The 17,968-nt window shown below is 65.0% G+C and carries 17 protein-coding genes; 9 read left to right on the top strand and 8 right to left on the bottom strand.

Translation table 11 applies throughout. The features are described from left to right. Positions 1–12: 12 nt before the first annotated feature. From IV454_RS23780 to IV454_RS23765, 4 genes are all read right to left on the bottom strand, one after another. Complete coding sequence (locus IV454_RS23780; protein ID WP_206088136.1) at positions 13–672, bottom strand: ubiquinone biosynthesis protein; 660 nt, start codon at positions 670–672, stop codon at positions 13–15. Positions 673–747: 75 nt separating this feature from the next. Continuing rightward, positions 748–1,089 (bottom strand): hypothetical protein, encoded by a 342-nt coding sequence (locus IV454_RS23775; RefSeq protein WP_206088135.1) that lies wholly within the window; start codon positions 1,087–1,089, stop codon positions 748–750. A gap of 9 nt (positions 1,090–1,098) precedes the next feature. After that, positions 1,099–1,821, bottom strand: a complete 723-nt coding sequence (locus IV454_RS23770) for a PspA/IM30 family protein (RefSeq protein WP_206088134.1) — start codon at positions 1,819–1,821, stop codon at positions 1,099–1,101. 10 nt (positions 1,822–1,831) lie between these two features. Then, positions 1,832–2,254 (bottom strand): DUF2170 family protein, encoded by a 423-nt coding sequence (locus tag IV454_RS23765; protein ID WP_206088133.1) that lies wholly within the window; start codon positions 2,252–2,254, stop codon positions 1,832–1,834. A gap of 494 nt (positions 2,255–2,748) precedes the next feature. On the opposite strand from IV454_RS23765, the gene IV454_RS23760 reads away from it, so the two are divergent. Both IV454_RS23760 and IV454_RS23755 read left to right on the top strand, forming a co-directional pair. Then, positions 2,749–5,580 carry a class I tRNA ligase family protein gene (locus tag IV454_RS23760; protein ID WP_206088132.1) on the top strand — a complete coding sequence of 944 codons (2,832 nt, stop codon included), beginning with the start codon at positions 2,749–2,751 and terminating at the stop codon, positions 5,578–5,580. A 111-nt stretch (positions 5,581–5,691) separates the two neighbouring features. Next, positions 5,692–6,954, top strand: coding sequence for a glycosyl hydrolase (locus tag IV454_RS23755; RefSeq protein ID WP_229521816.1), 1,263 nt, complete (start codon positions 5,692–5,694; stop codon positions 6,952–6,954). 3 nt (positions 6,955–6,957) lie between these two features. On the opposite strand, the gene msrC is transcribed toward IV454_RS23755, so the two are convergent. Next, positions 6,958–7,455, bottom strand: coding sequence for a free L-methionine (R)-S-oxide reductase MsrC (msrC, locus tag IV454_RS23750; protein ID WP_206088131.1), 498 nt, complete (start codon positions 7,453–7,455; stop codon positions 6,958–6,960). A gap of 189 nt (positions 7,456–7,644) precedes the next feature. Here msrC and IV454_RS23745 point away from each other — a divergent pair, with 189 nt between their 5' ends. After that, complete coding sequence (locus tag IV454_RS23745; RefSeq protein WP_206088130.1) at positions 7,645–8,067, top strand: helix-turn-helix domain-containing protein; 423 nt, start codon at positions 7,645–7,647, stop codon at positions 8,065–8,067. A gap of 110 nt (positions 8,068–8,177) precedes the next feature. Here the strand turns inward: IV454_RS23745 and IV454_RS23740 are convergent, their stop codons facing one another. Next, positions 8,178–8,516 (bottom strand): hypothetical protein, encoded by a 339-nt coding sequence (locus IV454_RS23740; RefSeq protein ID WP_206088129.1) that lies wholly within the window; start codon positions 8,514–8,516, stop codon positions 8,178–8,180. Positions 8,517–8,698: 182 nt separating this feature from the next. On the opposite strand from IV454_RS23740, the gene IV454_RS23735 reads away from it, so the two are divergent. From IV454_RS23735 to IV454_RS23710, 6 genes are all read left to right on the top strand, one after another. Continuing rightward, positions 8,699–9,364, top strand: a complete 666-nt coding sequence (locus IV454_RS23735) for an NUDIX hydrolase (RefSeq protein ID WP_206088128.1) — start codon at positions 8,699–8,701, stop codon at positions 9,362–9,364. Between the two features lie 25 nt (positions 9,365–9,389). After that, positions 9,390–10,367, top strand: coding sequence for an SPFH domain-containing protein (locus IV454_RS23730; RefSeq protein WP_206088127.1), 978 nt, complete (start codon positions 9,390–9,392; stop codon positions 10,365–10,367). Between the two features lie 7 nt (positions 10,368–10,374). Continuing rightward, positions 10,375–11,334: a protein kinase family protein gene (locus tag IV454_RS23725; RefSeq protein WP_206088126.1), complete on the top strand. Its 960-nt coding sequence runs from the start codon at positions 10,375–10,377 to the stop codon at positions 11,332–11,334. Between the two features lie 18 nt (positions 11,335–11,352). Continuing rightward, positions 11,353–12,330: a VWA domain-containing protein gene (locus tag IV454_RS23720; RefSeq protein WP_206088125.1), complete on the top strand. Its 978-nt coding sequence runs from the start codon at positions 11,353–11,355 to the stop codon at positions 12,328–12,330. Positions 12,331–12,338: 8 nt separating this feature from the next. After that, positions 12,339–13,709, top strand: a complete 1,371-nt coding sequence (locus IV454_RS23715; protein WP_206088124.1) for an adenylosuccinate synthetase — start codon at positions 12,339–12,341, stop codon at positions 13,707–13,709. A 185-nt stretch (positions 13,710–13,894) separates the two neighbouring features. Continuing rightward, positions 13,895–14,785: an SDR family NAD(P)-dependent oxidoreductase gene (locus IV454_RS23710; protein WP_206088123.1), complete on the top strand. Its 891-nt coding sequence runs from the start codon at positions 13,895–13,897 to the stop codon at positions 14,783–14,785. Positions 14,786–14,827: 42 nt separating this feature from the next. Here the strand turns inward: IV454_RS23710 and IV454_RS23705 are convergent, their stop codons facing one another. Then, positions 14,828–15,403 carry a TerD family protein gene (locus IV454_RS23705; protein WP_054262416.1) on the bottom strand — a complete coding sequence of 192 codons (576 nt, stop codon included), beginning with the start codon at positions 15,401–15,403 and terminating at the stop codon, positions 14,828–14,830. 97 nt (positions 15,404–15,500) lie between these two features. Continuing rightward, the gene (locus IV454_RS23700; protein WP_206088122.1) at positions 15,501–17,546 is read right to left on the bottom strand and encodes a di-heme-cytochrome C peroxidase; all 2,046 of its coding nucleotides are present in this window, start codon (positions 17,544–17,546) and stop codon (positions 15,501–15,503) included. Positions 17,547–17,968: the final 422 nt, after the last annotated feature.

The following is a 17,968-nucleotide window of genomic DNA, read 5'->3' as shown; positions in this document are numbered from 1 at the left end:
AATGGTTGGTCGTTAAAAAACGTCGGGTGCGGCTTGTACTTCGTAGTGTCCGGTGGCCGGGTCGTAGGCGACGATGATGGCGCGCCCGCCCCGGGCCAGCGCATTCGGCACGGCGGCCCAGACCCGGATGTTGATGCTGGCGCCGCGGGAGTCGACATCGGCGCGGCCGAAGCCCCGGTCCACACTGCCGGTGGTGATGCGGCAATCCAGGCCGACCAGGCTGTCGTTGGTGCGCGCGGCGTGCTTGACGAACAGGCCGCGCAGCGGCTTGAGCACGCGCGCGGCGATGGGAATCGACAAGCCGCTTGAAAACAGCAGCACGGCCACGCCGGCCAGGGTGCGCAGCGCCGCCGTCGGCAGCCAGGCCAGCAGGTACTGGTGCAGCAGGGCCGTCGAGAGCCAGGTGCAAAACACCAGCACGCTGGCCACCACCGACAGCGGCACCCCGCCCAGGCCGAGCGCCACCAGATACCCGGCCAGGGTGTGAAAGTCGGGCAAGTCGTGCAGATCGTGCAGATCGTGGGCGCCGTGGGCGACATCGGTATGCACCTCGACCGAATCGCCCATGCCGGCCAGGCCGATGATCGACATCACCCAGTACACCAGCAGAACGGCCAGCAGCACCGTGGGGATGGCGGTCGGAAAACTGCTTAATAGCTGCCAGAGCGTCATGCCAGGGTCGCCTTCTTGTTGTTGTCGTTGTTGTCGTTGTTGTCGTTGTTGTCGTTGCTGTGTTGAAGCGGATGGCTAGAGCGCATCGCCGCCGCCGGCTTGCTGCCCTCTGGCGAACTCGATCAGGGCCAGGTGCAGCGATTCCTTGATCTTGCGCTTGTCGTCCACGGCCACGCCGAAGCGCTCGGCCAGGATGGCGTAGTCGGCATCGCTGAGCGAGACCGTCAGGCGCGGGCGCACCGGCTTGCTGGTGCATGGCAAGCCGAGGATGTGGCGGATCTGGTCCGAGGGCGACAGCTGGTTTTTGAACGCGGCATAGCGCACCGCGTCGATCACCTGCTTTTCGACGTCAAAGGCGACCTGGAGCGAGCGCAAGGCAGCGTCCGATCCTGTCCAGCGCGGGGAACTGCGTACCATCGCGCCCCCTTACGCCGGCTTGTCGCCGCTGGCGCCGGCCGCGAGTGCCGCGCGCTGTTGCAGACGACTCAGCACGTCGGCCTTGCGGTCGGGCCCGGCGCCGATGCCGGCCGCGGCCAGCTTGCGTTCGAGCGCCTTGTCGCCGAATTCGCCATCGAGCGCATCGGCCGCCTGCATGCGGTCGGCCGTGTCCTGATGGCGCTGCTTGATGCGTTCGAGCGACTCTTTCGCGCTCATCAGCTTCGAGCCGCTGCTGCCCATGCTGCTGGAAATGGTGGCCGTGGCCCGGTACACGCTCTCGGTGGTCTTGGCCATCGCCAGTTCGCGCTCGTGGTCGCGCAGCACCATCTCGGCGCCGCGGATCAGGTCTTTCAGGCGCGCGATGTGGCCGGCCAGTTCGTCGCGCACGCGCGTTTGCGCCGCCAGCGCCGCTTCGATATCGGCCACCTTGCCGGCCACTTCCCCGGCCAGCGCCGCCTGGTCCTTTCGCAGCGCTTCCAGGGCCAGCGTTTCATAGCGCCCGATCTCGCGTTGCAGGCGCTCGATCTCGCGCGCAGCCTGGATTTCCTTGGCCATGACCGCGGTCAGGTCCTGGCGCGCGGTGGCGACATGGGCCTTGGCCTCGACGATTTCCTGTTCGTAGATGCGGTTGGCGTTGTTGTCGACGATGCTCTGGCCGATCGAATGCACGTCGCCGCGCAGCATGGTGAGGATTTTTGAAAAAACAGCCATGGTGGACTCCCTATTTTAAGAACTCAGAAAAGACGTCGAGGGCTTCGAATGCGTTGTCGGCGACCATCGCCACATCCGTTGCAATGCTGTCGGCGCTGGCGTCATGCGCGAGCGAGCCGAAAATCACGTAGTGCTCGCCGACCCGCCCGAAGTTCGACAGCGGAATGGCCATGTTCAGGTCCATCATCGCTTCGAGCATTTCGTAGCGGCGCTCGGAGCGGATCTCGGCTTCGGTCCACAGGTAGCAGATGCACAGCACCTGGCTGGGCGTGGCGGTGACGAATACCGGCAACTCTTCCAGCCCTTCGATACTGATGCGCATGACCGGCACGCCATCGGCATCGGCCGGCGGCAACAGGTTGCTGCTGACACCGACCGAGCCAAGCTTGCGCAGCAGGGCCTGCTCGATTTCCATCATTTGTTGCATTGCCATGTCCATTATTTTTTCCTTGCGCGTTCCGTCACTTCAATCATCCCCTGAAGGGCTTGCGAGACATATTATGTCCAAAGTATAAGCCCGTGACATAAAATGTCAAGGAATGATGCAGCGATTTTTACAGCCGCGATTCGGCCCGCGGCGATCGCCGTGACGGGGATGCCGGCATCGCCAGCCTGAGGGCAGTGCCGCACGCGCCATGCCTGGCTCGCCGGGCTCGGATCAAGCCCTTGCATAAAATGTGCAAGTGCAATATATTGAAGCCATGAACCCGCACAACGCCCCTCTCCTTCGCACCCGCCCGGCAGTCCATGCCGCTGCCGGCCTGCGCCTGGACGCGGGTGTGGCACGAATTATCCGAGCGACCACACATGTCGCTCGCATGCGTGTTTCGGTCGTCGGATAAATTTCAAGCGAGCACTTGGCGGTAATTCGCGAAGCGTTCCGCGCAAGTCTCATCCAGCTTTGCTCCCGACTTATCGGAGCACTTCATGCACACCTCGTTATCCCCATCGCACGACCACGCTGCCAGCACGCCCGCCACACCCACCTACGCACTGCGGCTCAAGCAGCCCGCCTTCTGGAACACCCCGAATCCGGCAATGGAAGAGCGCCTGCTGGCCCACTGGCGCGCCACCGGCCAGCGCCAGCAGCAAGATAGCGCGCGCCAGGACCAGCCGCGCTACTGGCTGCTCGACGGCCCTCCTTACGCCAACGGCGACGCCCATCTCGGCCATCTGCTCAACAAAACGCTCAAGGACGTGCATGCCCGCTACGCCAGCGTGTGCGGCCACCGGGTCACCTGGCGTGCCGGGTGGGATTGCCACGGACTGCCGCTCGAACTGGCGGTCGAAAAGCGTCACGGCGCGCACGCCAAGGACGATGCGCGCCTGTTCATGCGGCAGTGCCGCGACGAAGCGACGCGCTGGAAGGATCAGCAGGCGCAGTCGATGGCGCGCGTCGGGCTGATGGCTGACCTGGACCAGCCCTGGCTGACCATGGACCCCGAGCGCGAGGCCGCCTCCTTGTCGCTGCTGCTCGAGATGTGGCAGGCGGGCCTGCTGGTGGAACGCCATTCGCCGGTGCACTGGTGCCCGGCGTGCCAGAGCGCGCTGGCGGCCAGCGAACTGGAAAAAACCACGCGCGAGCGCATGGAGACCTTTTTCAGCGTGCCGTTCGGGCCCGCCTCCTGCAAGGCACTGGAACAATGCGCGCGCCAGGACGGAGTGGCGTGGCCGGACGGCCCGCTGCACCTGCTGTCCTGGACCACCACGCCGTGGACGCTCTGGGCCAACGCCGGTTTCGGCCACCCGCTGGCGGGCGCGCTGACCGTCGCCACGCTCGATAGCGGCCTGCGCGTCGTGCTCGCGGTGCAGGCGCGCTACCGTTTGCTGCGCGATTACCCGGCCATGTTCAGTCACGCCGGCCACGAATTCGATGGCGCGTTCGACTTTGCCCGGCTTGGCGCGCTGCTGCTGGCGGCGGTCAGTCCGCTCACCGGCCTCACGGCGCCCTTGCTGGCGGCGGCGTTTGCCAGCGAAAGCGAAGGCTCCGGCTTCGTGCACCTGGCGCCGGCGTTCGGACCGGACGACTTCGAGCTTCACGAAACCGATGGCGTGCGCCTCGACTACCATGTCGGCAAGGATGGCCGTCTGGTGGACGCCGGCCCGGTCGTCATGCCGGATGCGCTGCGTGGCGCCACCCTGGACGTGGCGTCGCAGGTATCGTGCGACTTGCTGGCGCAGGCCGGCCGGCTGGTGCACGTCGAGCGCAGGGGCGTCGAAACCATGATGTGCTGGCGCCACAAGAAACCGGTGTTTTACCGCGCCAGCCAGCAATGGGCGCTCGATTTGCACAAACCCTTTGAAGGCTGCCCGGAGGGGCTGGCGCAGCGCGCCATGGCCGCTCTCGCCCACACCGTGTTTGTGCCGGACGAGAAGGCGCGCGCGCCGCTGGCCCTGATGATGTCCACGCGCCGCTTCTGGACCTTGTCGCGCGACCGCCTGTGGGGCTTGCCGCTGCCGTTCTTCCGCCATGAGACGAGCGGGGAGCTCCATCTCGACACCGCCGCCATGTGGCGCGAACTGGTGCTGCGCGTGCGTAGCGGCGGCGTCGAAGCCTGGCAGGCGTTCGAGACCCCGGCCGGCTATGCGAAGAGCATGCAAAGCGTCGATGTCTGGTTCGACGCCGGCGCTGCTTGGCACAGCGCAGCCGAAGAGGGCTGCGGCCAGGCTGACCTGGCGGTCGAGGGCCAGGACCAGACGCGCGGCTGGTTCCTGTCCTCGTTCCTGCTGCACGCCTTCAAAAGTCCCCTGCCGCCTTTCAAAAAGGTGATGACACACCGTTTCGTGGTCGACGACAAGGGCATGAAATTTTCCAAATCCGACGGCGGCACGCCGGATCACAAGGCGCTGTTCGCAAAGTCTGGCGCCGATGTGTTCCGCCTGTGGGTGTGCAGCCAGGACGTGGGCGACGAAATGAAATGGTCAGCCACCTCGCTCAAGCAGGCCACGCAGGACGCCAAGGATTGGCGCAGTTTCCTGCGCTTTCATCTGGCAAACATGGAAGACAATCCGGATGCCGCGCGCCCGGACAGCCTGCGTGATCTCGACCGCCTGGCGTTAAGAAAACTGCAGGATGCACGCCGTCAGTGGCGAGCATGCATGGAGGGTGGCCGCTTCTATCAGGCGCTCGCTTGCCTTGCGCAATTTCGCCAGTGGGCCAGCGCCGAGTGGTTCGAGCTGTCCAAGCGCACTTTGTACTGCGCCAAAGCCGGCAGCACTAGTCTGGCGAGCGTCCAATGGGCGCTGCGCGAATCGTTCCTGGCATGCGCGCAGATGCTGGGAACGGTGATGCCGTTCGCCTGCGAGGAAGCTTACCTGGCGTGGCCGGCCCACCCTCGCGCCTCGCTGTTCCTGCACGAGCTGGCGGAACAGGACCAGCAGAGCGCGATGGACCCGGCGCTATTGCACACCGAAGCGATGCTGACCTGGCGCCGCTCGCTGCAACCGCTGGTCGAACGGGCACGCGGCCTGGTCGACAAGGGCACGCCCGTGTGCCTGGCGTTCGAGGGCGACCATGACCGGCACAGCGAAGACCGGCTGCGCGCCCTGTTCCCCGGTTGCTTCGTTCTGTCGGGCGACACCGCCAATGCGCTCGACGCCTTTGAAGCAGGGCCGCCCGGCGACGCCGTTCCAGCGCGCGCCGGCAGGCCCGTTGCCGCCTTCCGGCCACACAGGTGCGATCGCTGCCGGGATTATATGAGGGTGGCGCTCGATCACCGTGGGCTGTGCCACCAGTGCGCCGTCGAGGTGGAGGACTAAACACGCCCCCAGTTGCGCGCCGCCGGCTAAACACGTGCGTCAAGACGCAAGGTTGTTGAAAAGCGGCGCGCGCAGGGCTACCTTTTGTGCTCCCTCACAGATGGAGACACCATGACCGATCCACGCAATCCGGGCATACGCCTGCTCGCCCGCCTGACCGCACTGATGGCCGTGTTGACACTGCCGGCGTTCTCGCACGCGGCCGATGCCGGCACCTGCACCGTCAATCAGCAAAGCTGGCCGATTTGTATCAACGATAACGACGGCTGGGGCGTCGAACGCGGGAATTACTGCATCGCGCGCAGCTTCTGTACCAGCATGCCGCCGGCGGCCACGCGCAGCGCGCCGGTCGACACCAGCGCGAACGCCAAAACGCGCGCGGTGTTCAGCTACCTGCGCAGCGTCTGGGGCAAGCAGGTCATCGCCGGCCAGGCCGACCTGACCTGGAGGGATTCGATCGACATGGCTGAACGGGTGCGCGCCGACACCGGCAAGTCGCCTGCGTTGATGGGCTACGATTTCATGAACTACGGCTTGACGGCGAATTGGGTGGAGGGCCGGCACCAGACCGAGGAAGCGATCGCGTTCGCCGGCAAAGGTGGCCTGGTCGCCTTCGCGTGGCACTGGCGCGACCCGGCGCTGCTGAAAACGGATAAGGTCAACAGCGCCAATTTCTATGCGCGCGAGAGCGATCCCAGTAAAAACACCAGTTTCATGATCCCCATGGCCAATGGAGCGCTCGACAAGCACAGTCCCGCCTTCCAGCAGATTAACGACGGCATCGACATGGTGGCGGTGGAGCTCAAGAAGCTGTCCGACGCCGGCGTGACCGTGCTGTGGCGGCCCTTGCATGAAGCCTCGGGCTACAAGGGCGATGGCTGGTTCTGGTGGGGCCGCACGCGTACCGATGGCGCGCCGCAGGCTTACGCGAATATCCTGTTGTGGCGCCACATGTTCGACCGCCTGGTGCACCGGCATGGCCTGCATAACCTGATCTGGGTGTGGAACGGGCAGGACCCGGCCTGGTATCCTGGCGACGACGTGGTGGACATCGTCAGCCACGACATTTACGACGGCAGCGACAACAAGACCTACGGCTCGCAGCTGTGGACCTACCAGCAGGCGTTGAACACGCCGGTGGAGCGCAAGCCGGTGGCCCTGAGCGAAAACAGCTACATCCCCGACCCGGACAAGATCGCTGCGGACAAGGCCTGGTGGCTGTGGTTCATGGTCTGGAGCGATGGCGACGGCCCGGCCGGCGTCACCAGTCCGAACAACTTCTGGACCGGCGAGTATTACAACACCAATGAGCACAAGCGCAAGGTGTACAGCCATCCGAACGTGATCACCCTGGACAAGCTGCCGCGTTTCTGAGCATCAGACCATGTCGGTGGCGTCGAGGAAGGCCTGGACCATCGCTTCAAGGCCGATCCGGTCTTCTTCGCTGAAGCGGTTCAACAGCGGGCTGTCGATATCGAACACGCCGTACAGCTGGCCATCCTTGAGCAGCGGGATGACGATTTCGGCGTTCGAGGCGCTGTCGCAGGCGATATGGCCCTCGAACGCGTGCACGTCGGCGACCACGATGGTGCGACGCTCCTGTGCGGAGGTGCCGCATACGCCCCGGCCCAGGGGAATGCGCGCGCATGCGACCTTGCCCTGGAACGGGCCGACCAGCAGTTCCTGGGCGCCGTCTTTTTTGCCCGGACGGAGCAGGTAGAAACCGGCCCAGTTCAGGTCCGGGATGGTGGAATACACCAGCGCGGAGAATTGCGATGCGTTCGCGGTCAGGTCGCGCTCGCCGTCGAGAATGCTGCTCACTTGACGCGCGAGAAGAGAATAGTCACCTGTGCTGCTGGAAATGTCGGGGTGCATAGGGCTGGCTGTTGGTCTGGTTGATGGAGGAACGCGATCGTTCGCGGGCGGCTGCATTGTAACGCTTGTCGCCAGGGCATGCTGCGCGCGTGCGGCTGCGTTCCGGTCAATGCGCGGGTGTGACATGCCTTGGAATCGCCTATATCGGCCCTATAATGTTAAGTATTCTTAACATTATGTGGTCGCAAAATGAATCTGGCCCAAATCGGTGCAGCAATTCACAACAGGCGCGTCGATGCAGGCTTGCTCCAGGAGCATGTCGGCAGGTTTGCCGGGCTTTCCCGCGTGACCATTAACCAGCTGGAAAATGGGACATTGAAGGAACTTGGCTACACCAGGCTGAAGTCGGTGATGGATATTTTGGGCCTCGACATGGAAACCGTACAACCTTCCGGATTGAGAAGTGCGCTGACCGTTGCCGCTCGCAGCATCAGCACCAGCTACGAGGATGTGCTCACGCCAGACATGCTGTCCGAGATGCTGCGTTCGGGCCAGGCGCCTGAGAAATTCCACCCACACCTGATGGCGCTGCTCGATGAGACCCCTCTATCTGTCGTCGTGAAAGCGGTTGGCGAAGCGGCCACGCCGGATGTGCCGGTAAAAAAATCATGAAAAACCTGAGCCGATGGGCGAAGCAGTGGAAAGTATGCCGAACGGTCTGGTGACGCAGAGCGATGCCGCCGGCCAGGGTCGCCGCTTGCCGGAACGGAACGTTCAAGGAATCAGGTATCTTTCACTGACATATCGTCCGCGTCCCTACCGTGGGAGCCTTGCTCGACGCGAATGGCCTGCAGCATCGTGCGTAGCGTCAGGCAAGCCGTATCGAAGGTCGGGTGGAAATGAAGAGCATCGATCGCCTCGAACTGCATTTTCAAAGCCTCGCTCCGATTATCCAGTTGCTGAAGTATGGCATCTGCGTGACGGGCCATGAACTTGCCGGCGACCATCAAGGCGTCCGGCTCGCGCCCTGAGATCAGCGCAACGTCGAAGATATCGCGACCAGTGATGTGATCGCCGCGGTGCCACATTTTCTTCGCGATGATCTCGACGGAAGTCTCCACCCGTACCCGATGGCCTAAGACCAAGTAGTGCTCGAATCCTGGCGTATCTAGTCACACTTTGGAACTAATCGTTCGACCTGGATGATTTTCCGGATAAGTGTGAAAATAGCTTGCGGTTTCATTTTGAAACTAAGTACAATGCAAGCATGTCAACTCAATCCAACCCTCCACCGGAGCCCAGCGTGAATGACGTCATCTGCACCGTCGACACCGTCCTGCTCACCCTTGGCGACGACGGCTTGTCGGTCGCCCTGCTCAAGCGTGAACGCGAACCCTACAAGGGCGTCGCCGCCCTGCCCGGCGGCTACATCCACCCCGACGAAGATCGCCACGGCTTCGACGCCGCCCTGCGCGTGCTCAAGTCCAAAACCGGCATCGACGCGCCCTATCTCGAACAATTGGCCGCCTTTTCCGGCGCGGCGCGCGATCCGCGCGGCTGGTCGCTGTCGCTCGCCTATTACGCGCTGGTGCCGCATGCCGTCATCGCCGCGGCGGGCCATCCGGGGGTAAAACTGGCCTCGGTCGACCGCCTGCCGCCCCTGCCCTTCGACCACGCCACGATCATTGCGGCGGCGCTCGAGCGGCTGCGCAGCAAGAGCCAGTATTCCTCGCTGCCGTGCTTTCTGGTGGGCGAACTATTCACCTTGCCGCAATTGCAGCGCGTGTATGAAGCGCTGATGGGCGAAGGGCTGAACAAGGTGAGCTTTCGCCGCAAGATGGCCGAACTGGACATGCTCGAAGCGGCCGAGGGGCAGATGGATGCGTCCAGCCCGAGCCGCCCGGCCCAGTTGTACCGGCTGCGCCCGCAGTTTCGCGACCGCCTCGCGCTGCTCAAGCGCGGCCTCTGACCAGTCAACCAAGGAGAACACGATCATGGCCATTATCGACAGGGTAAAGTGGGACGGCAGAGCGAGCCAACTGGCATGGAAATACCCCTCGCAGGAGCTGTCGACGATGACGCAGCTGATCGTCAACGAGTCGCAGGTCGCCTTTCTGGTGCGCGACGGCGTGTACGAAGGGCCGTTCGGGGCCGGCCGCCATACTCTCTCCACCGGCAACATGCCCTTGCTGCGCAAGCTGGTGGGCCTGCCGTTCGGCGGGCAGTCGCCGTTTTCCGCCGAAGTCTGGTTCGTGAACCTGGCCACCACGCTCGAGGTACGCTGGGGCACGCCGGACCCGATCCAGCTGCAGGACCCGAAGTTCGGCATCATGGTGCCGGTGCGCGCCTTCGGCCAGTACGCCATCGAAGTGGCCGATCCCAAGCTGTTCTTGATGAAACTGGTCGGCACCGCGCGCAGCATGGATGCGGCCACCCTGGCCGATTACTTCCGCGCCATGAACACCACGCGCATCAAAAGCGCGATCGCCGGCGCGATCAGCGCCAGCGGCGTGTCGGTGCTGGAGATCTCGACCCAACTCGATTCGCTGTCGGCCACGATCGGCAAGGAACTGGCCGGCGAGACGGCGCAGTACGGCGTGGCGCTGACGCAGTTCAGCATCGAATCGATCAACGTGCCCGAGACCGACAGCGCGGTCCAGAAGCTCAAGGCGGCACTGGCGCGGCGCGCCGAGATGAACATCATCGGCTACGACTATCAGGAAGAGCGCCGTTTCGACGTGCTGCATGCCGCCGCGCGCAATGAGGGCAGCGCCGGAACGGTGCTCGGCGCCGGCCTTGGTGTCGCCCTGGGCGGCACCTTGGGTGCGACGGTGGGCCAGATGGCTGCGGCGATCGCGCCCGATGCGCCGGCCCAGCGCATGGCATTGCTGCGCGACCTGGCGGCGCTGCGCGAGCAGAACATCCTGACCGATGCCGAGTTCGACGCCGAGAAAAAACGCATCCTGGCTTGACGACATCATGACTCCGCTCACCCTACTCTGTCCGCAGTGCGGCAGCGCCCTGCCCCGGCAGGCGCTGTGGCGCATCGTCAGCTGCACGTATTGCGGGGCGGATGTCACGCACAGCGAAGACCTTGTGCGCGCCGCCGATTTCCACGACGCTTACCTGCGCTCGCGCGCCGGCGACAGCGAAGCGGACATCGCCTGCGGCGGCCAGCGCTACAAGACCATCGCCCACCTTGGTACCGGTGCCAGCGCAACCCTGGCCTTGGCCGAGCGCAGCGGCGCCATGCCACGCCGCGTGGTGCTGAAAATCGCCCACGCCGAGACACAAGCCGGCCAGCTGGCGCGCGAAAAAGCGATTCTCGACCAGTTGCAGGCCGACGACCTGCCCGGCGCCGCCTATTTCACCCAGCGCCTGCCGCAGGCCGTCGCCGTGGGCAGCAGCGCTGGCGCGGACGGGCAACTGCGCGAGGTGCTGGTGCTGCGCCACCCCACGGGATTCTGGGGCAGCCTGGCCGACGTGCGGCTTGCGTATGGACGCGCGATCGATGCGCGCCACGCGGTATGGATGTGGCGCCGCGTGCTCGAGGTGCTGGCCTACGCCCACTCCGGCGGCTGGAGCCACGGCCGCCTGGCGCCAGAACACTTGCTGGTGCATCCGGCCGACCACGGCGTATTGATCATCGGCTGGTCCGGGGCGCGCCGCAGCCGGCACGACGGCGGCGCCGCGCAAGGGCGCGACCTGATGCAGCTGGCCTGGGCGATGCGCGCCATACTGGCGGACGCACCCGGCGAGCCAGCCATTTCGCGCGCCACCCCGCCACCGCTGGCGCGCCTGCTGGAACGCGCCAGCCTCGATCCCGCCTGGTGCGCGGCGCTGGGCGCGGAAGGCATGCGCCAGGCGGTCGGCGGCGCGGCGAAAGAGGCGTTCGGCCCGGCCAGATTCATCGACTTCAGTCCCACCCCGTCCAATTAGACATATAAAGGAACCATCATGGGTCAAGGTAATTACTCCCAGGCCGCCCACGCGGCACTGGTCGCCGACCGCGCTTCGGCATCCCGCACCGAAGTGTTCACCCAGCGCGGATGCCACCCGCTGATGAATCCCAAGGGCCTGAAAGTCCGCGAATCACGCGACAGCGACGACCATCCGAATTCGCTGGGCATTGTGTTCGCGCTCGATGTCACCGGATCGATGGGCGACATTCCGCAAAGCCTCGCCACCAGGGAACTGCCCACCTTCATGGCCTTGCTCAACGCGGTCGGCGTCGCCGATCCGCAACTGCTGTTCATGGCCATTGGCGACGCCACGTCCGACCAGGCACCGCTGCAGGTCGGCCAGTTCGAATCGACCGCGGAGCTGATGGATCAGTGGCTTACGTGGAGTTACCTGGAAGGCGGCGGTGGCGGCAGCGGTGAAGAAAGCTACGAGCTGGCCTTTTACATGGTGGCGCAGCATACCGACATGGATTGCTGGGTCAAGCGGCGCAAGAAGGGCTACCTGTTCATCACGGGCGACGAGCTGCCCTACCCGGCGGTGTCGCGTCACCAGATCGGCAGCCTGGTGGGCGATACGCTCGATGCGGACGTGCCGATCGCCGAAGCTATCGCGGCCGCCGCCGAGACGTATCACGTGTTTTTCCTGATTCCCGACCTGGGCCGGCGCGGCCGCTGCGAAAAACGCTGGCGCGACCTGCTGGGCGACCATGTGATCTGCATGGAGGAGCCGGGCGACGCCTGCGCGGTGGCCGCCGCCATCGTCGGCCTGACCGAGCACGCGATTGCCGACATCGATGCGCTGGTGGCCACCCTGGACGCCAACACAATCGCACCGCAGCGCGTGTCGGCCATCGTGCGCGCCCTGCGTCCGTATGCGGACCTGCTCGACCCGAACGCCGCCACGCGGATGCACGTCCCCGCGGCGGGCACGCCGGCGGCCCCGTCGGCGTGGTGGAAGCGCATGTTCGCGTAAGGACGGCCATGTCTTCGACCCGCCTGGTGTCCCTGCTGGGCCTTGGCTTTGGCGATTGCGGCAAAGGCCTGTTCACCGATTACCTGTGCCGCCACTGGGGCGCACATACGGTGGTGCGCTTTAACGGCGGCGCCCAGGCCGGCCACAATGTGGTGCTGCCGGACGGCCGCCATCACACCTTCGCACAGTTCGGCGCGGGCAGCTTCGTGCCTGGTGTAGTCACCTTGCTGGCCTACCCGGTGATCGTGCATCCGACCGCGCTGCTGGTGGAAGACGCCTGGCTGCGCCGCGCCGGGGTCGATGACGCCCTGGCGCGGATCCTGATCGATGGGCGCTGCCGCGTCACCACGCCGTTTCACCAGGCGGCGGGACGCATGCGCGAATTGCAGCGCGGGATGGCGGCGCACGGCAGCTGCGGGGTCGGCGTGGGCGAGACGGCCGGCCATGGCATCGATCATCCGGAGCAGATTTTGCGTTATGCGGACCTGGTGCGGCCGGCAGTGGCGCTGGCGAAGCTGGAACTGATGCGGCGCACCTTGCGCGCCGGTTTCGGGCAAGCTTGCGCGGAGCCGGCCAACCAGACCGCGTACGACGCCGAACTGGCGGTACTGGACGACACCAGCATGGCCACGCGCTGGCTCGCGCGCACGGCGGAGCTGATCCGCCAGGCGCCGCCGGCTTCGCACGCGCAGGTCGCGCAGCGGCTGCACTTGCCCGGCTGCGTGCTGTTCGAGGGGGCGCAGGGCGTGCTGCTCGACGAATGGCGCGGCTTCCACCCGCATACGACGTGGAGCAGCATCCATCCGGGGTCGGTGCAGGCGGTGGCCACGGACGCCGGCCAGCACGCGCGCATCGAACACCTGGGCATCCTGCGTTCGTACATGACACGCCATGGCAACGGGCCGCTGCCCACCTGCGATGCGCTGCTCGAGCACCTGCCCGAGCCGCACAATGCATCCGGCGGCTGGCAAGGGCGCTTCCGGCGCGGTCATCCGGATGCGCTGCTGCTGCGCTACGCGCTACAGGTGGCGGGGCCGCTCGACGGCCTGCTGGTCAGCCACCTCGACGTGTTCGGACGCGAACGCGCTTTGCGCTGGTGCACCGGCTACGAGGCCGATGCGACGGCCGATGATGTCTGCGCGCGCGACCCGGACTCGGGCCGCATCTGCGCGATCCTGCCCGGCGCCCCGCACGACCTGGCGCATCAGGAGCGGCTGGGGCACTTGCTGGCGCGCGCCACGCCGCACTATGCGGGCGAACCCATCGCCGACGCCGCCTCGTTCGTGGCGCAGCTCGAAGCGCTGTCGGGGCTACCGGTCCTGCTGGGATCGCATGGGCCAACACACGAGGCGGTCAGAAAGCTGCGCCTGTTGCCATGAACGCAAAGCCAATATTGCAATAATAGATTCATTTGTTGAAATAAAGTCAATTTGCTTGTATTGTTGAAAATACAAACCCGCGGTTTGGGCTACACCTTCTAGCAAAGGCGCCAATCTTGTCTACCAACCTACCCGAAGTGAGGCCGGCGATGTTCGCCGTTTCAATGATGCGGCTGTGGAGGAGCTTGAAAAGTTGGCGACAGCTCTCGGTCGGCCCGGTTTCCCTCTTCTACCGTTTCGGCCGCAAGGTGCCGGTATCGAATAACCGCCGGCGCCAGCATCAGCGCGTGAAACTCGAGCGCGGCACGCCAGTGCCGCCGGCGAGCGCCGTCTCCCCTCTGCGCGTATATGACAGCGACCACGATGCGTCGACCGAAACGGCGCTGATTGTCGGCGTCGGCCCCGGATATGGTTTCGAACTGGCGCGCCGCTTTGCCGCATCGGGCACGCGGGTGGCGCTGGCGTCGCGCAACGCCGAGCGTCTCGATGAGCTGGTGGATGAGTTGAGCGCCGCGGGCGGACAGGTCAACGCCTATGGCTGCGATGCCACCGACGAACGCTCGGTCGCCGCCGTGCTTGCCACGGTGACCGCCGAACTGGGCGCGCCGCATCTGGTGGTCTACGCGGTGCAGGGTTTTTGCCCGGGCACGGTGCTCGACACCGAAGTGCCTGCGTTCGAAGAGAGCTGGCGCCAGAACTGCCTGGGTGGGTTTATCGTGGCGCGCGCCGCGGCCCGGATGATGGTGCCGCTTGGCCGGGGCAGCATCATCCTCACCGGCTCGACGTCGTCACTGATCGGGCGCGAAGACCACCTCAATCTGGCGGTCGGCAAATTCGGCCTGCGTGCGCTGGCCCAGGTGCTGGCGCGCGAGGTGTGGCCATCCGGTATCCACGTGGCGCACGTAGTGATCGATGCGGACGTGAAGGATTCGGATGTCTTCGAGGCCGGCTACACGCAGGCCGAGCCGCGCCACCTGGCCGACGCGGTGTTCGGCCTGCACCGCCAGCCGCGCACGGCGTGGACCAGCGAAATGGACTTCCGTCCGTGGAACGAGAAGTTCTGGCAGCATTGCTGACCAGAACCCGCGCCGCTGCGCCTGGGGTGAGCGCTGGTCCGCTCAGACGTTGACGCCGAACGACGATGCCAGTGGACCCAGCCCGCCATTGAAGCCCTGGCCGACGGCGCGGAATTTCCAGTCGCCGGCATGGCGGTAGACTTCGCCGAAAATCATGGCCGTTTCGGTCGAACTGTCTTCGGACAGATCGAAACGCGCGATTTCGCTGTTGTTAGCCGCATTGACGCAGCGAACGAATGCGTTCGACACCATGCCGAAGTTCTGCTTGCGCGCAGCGGCTTCGTGGATGGTGACGCACACGGAAATTTTTTCGACGTCGGCCGGTACACGGCTCAGGTCGACGGTGATGCTTTCGTCGTCGCCTTCGCCTGCGCCGGTGCGGTTGTCGCCGGAGTGCGTCACGCTGCCATCGACGGATTTGAGGTTGTTATAGAAAATCATGTCGGTGTCGGCGCGGACTTTGCCGTCGGCCTTCAACAAGAATACCGTGCCGTCGAGGTCGAACTCGACGCCGCTGGTGGACCGGGCGTCCCAGCCCAGACCGATTACCATGTTCGTCAGGCCGGGCGCTTCCTTGCTCAGGTTGACGTTGCCACCCTTGGTCAGACTGATTGCCATCTTATATTCTCCTGTTTTAGTGACTGCACGAGCCCTCATTATAGGGGCTGGGCGCGGGCGAGTCTGAACGCGGCCTTAAAAGAGCGCGCCAGCGCTGTCACTGCGCTTTCAGGAAATCGAGCAGGTCGAGGCGCTCTTCCCTGGTCAGCGGCGGCACGCGTATATCGCCCTTGACGACGGCGACCGCGCCATATTCGTGGCCGGCGTTGCTGTTTCCCGGCAGCCGGGTGTCGAAGGTGAAGCCGGCGTAGCCTTCGCTCCGGATGCCCACCTTGACGGGATCGAATTCGCGCGATCCGACCTGGAATGTAGCGGGCCGGCATTCGGCCTGCCTGTCGTTGGCCGGGCACTGCGCCGGCAGCAGCAGGTCGTACAGTGTCGGCACCGAGCCGTTGTGCAGATAGGGCGCCGTGGCCCAGATGCCGTTCAGCGCGCGCCCCTTGTAGGCATGCAGTGAGGCGTACGGGGCGATGGTGGTGTCGATCGTGTAGTTGCCATGCTTGTTCGAGGCCTTGATCTCATTGCCGGAAAAAGCCTTGGCCATGTTTTGCAGCCATTCGGCCCAGCGCTGCACGAACGGCTTGTCGGGATCGCGCGTTTCCAGCACGCTCATGGTGGCTTTGGTCAGCAAGGCGGCGATCGGCGCTTTTTTGTCGAGCAGGATGCTGCCGACGCCAGCCCCCACGTATTGGTTGCGCAAGATACCGGAGTAGCCCAGGTACTTGACGCTGTTGTCGGCCATGGTGGGATCGGTGCCGACTTCCTCCACGTTCCCCATGTAGGCGACGATGCGGCGCTCGGGCGAGCTGCGCTCGATGCTGGCGTGGCAGCCGGCACAGCGGCTATTGAACAGGCGCTCGCCGCGCAGCACCCGCTCCCGGTCGATCGAGGCGGCGCCGAACACCTTGCTCGGCCATTGGGGAGACTGCAGGCTGGCGAGGCGGCTTTCGATGAGGCGCAGGTTTTCCACGTTGACGGAAGAGTCGAAGCGGATCTCGCGCTGCTTGACACCGTGGCCGGCCAGCAGCGAGCCGAGCGAATACGTGTCCGCTTCGTGCCAGTCGAGCGTGCCGAACACGCCGATCACCTCACCGGCGTTGCGGCCCAGCGGGCCCAGGCCGGCGTTGTTGCCGAGGCCGTTCCACTGCACCACGTCGTGCTGGGGCACGTCCCACAGGAAGGGATAGCTGACCGGCGCGTCGGCCTTGATGAACAGCTCGCCCTTGAGCAAGTCGATGTGGCGGGGAGTGCGTGCCAGCCGGGCAATGAGCTGGTCGCGCTGGGCCGAACTGAGCGTGCCGCCCATGCCGGCCAGTGCTTCGGCGACCTCTTCCGGGCTGAGGATGTTGCGCAGCACGGCTTCAAGCTGGCTTCGGTTGAGCAAGTGTTCCAGGGTGCGGTTGTAGATACGGCCGAAGGCGTCAAGGCGCGCGTACCCATACTCGGTCGGGCTGTGGTTGATGATGTTGTAGCTGACCAGGCGCTGGGTGTAGGTTCCGACGTCTGCGATGATTGCGTCGGCGCTGGCATACTCGCCGCGCGCCAGCACCGCCGTGACAAAACGCTGCCGGACCGCGGGGTCGTCGCGCACCGCCTGCATCGCCTTGGTCAACTCCTGGAGGAAGCCGACCATATCGGCGCCGCCCGGTCCGCCGTCGATGCGCATGCCCAGCCCGCGGTAATTGATCTGCGCCGTGTGGCAGGCGGCGCAGGTCAGGCCCACGTAGTTTTTGTTGAGATAGCTGTCCTTGACGAAGCCGACCGGCAGCGCGTCCGGATTGGACGACGTGGCCCGCTGCGGCAGGTAGCGCAAGCGGTTCATGTGCTCGTTGGCCCGGAATGGGAGCGCGCTGCCCGGCTGTTCGAGCGCCATGAAGAAGTCGTAAGGCAGCAGGTTCGAGCCCTGGGTGGTGGTGTAGAACCACAGGCTGTCCTGCGGCTGCCAGTTCTGGTCGAGGTAGGACACCTTGGTGAAGCTGTCGCCGAAGACGTCCTGGGCGACGGTGGCGGCGCCCCGTCCGGGGTCGGCGTCGGACGCCTGCTGGTGATGGAACAGCAACAGTGCCAGCGGCGGTACGGCGACTACCAGAAGCAGGACAAGCACGATGGCAAGCAGCCAGTGCTTCAATGAGCGGCGAACCATGGTCGAGTACCTCCCGCGGGGTGGACTTACGTACCGAAACAACATGCCGTTTCATGGTACGCCGGCGGGCGGGAGGGACGATCCTGTCTGAACGACTAGCTAGAAGAAAAGCCGGGGGTGTGCCCTGATGAGGTTTAAATTTGCCGGGCGACGGCGCCATGGTTTCCCGAGCTCCATCTTCGCCAACGATGGAGCTGACGTTAGCGGCATACGCTCCATTCGCCAATGCCAGCCAGGCTTACGCCGACGTCCGGCTGCGGCTGGTCCAAGCGGCAATGTCTTTTCGGACGCTTGGTGAACACGCCGGCGCAACTTTTCTCCTGATAAATCCGAGGATCACGTACAGCAGGGCGGAATGGGCTGCACAAGCCATTGCCTCGCGCCCAGCCCCCGAGCGGGACCCCATGCTGGCCATGGCCGCT

Origin of the sequence: Massilia antarctica, assembly GCF_015689335.1 — a bacterium.
GTDB lineage: Bacteria > Pseudomonadota > Gammaproteobacteria > Burkholderiales > Burkholderiaceae_D > Telluria_A > Telluria_A antarctica.
The sequence above is the reverse complement of the archived record's forward strand: the minus strand, read 5'-3'. Positions and strand labels throughout refer to the sequence as shown.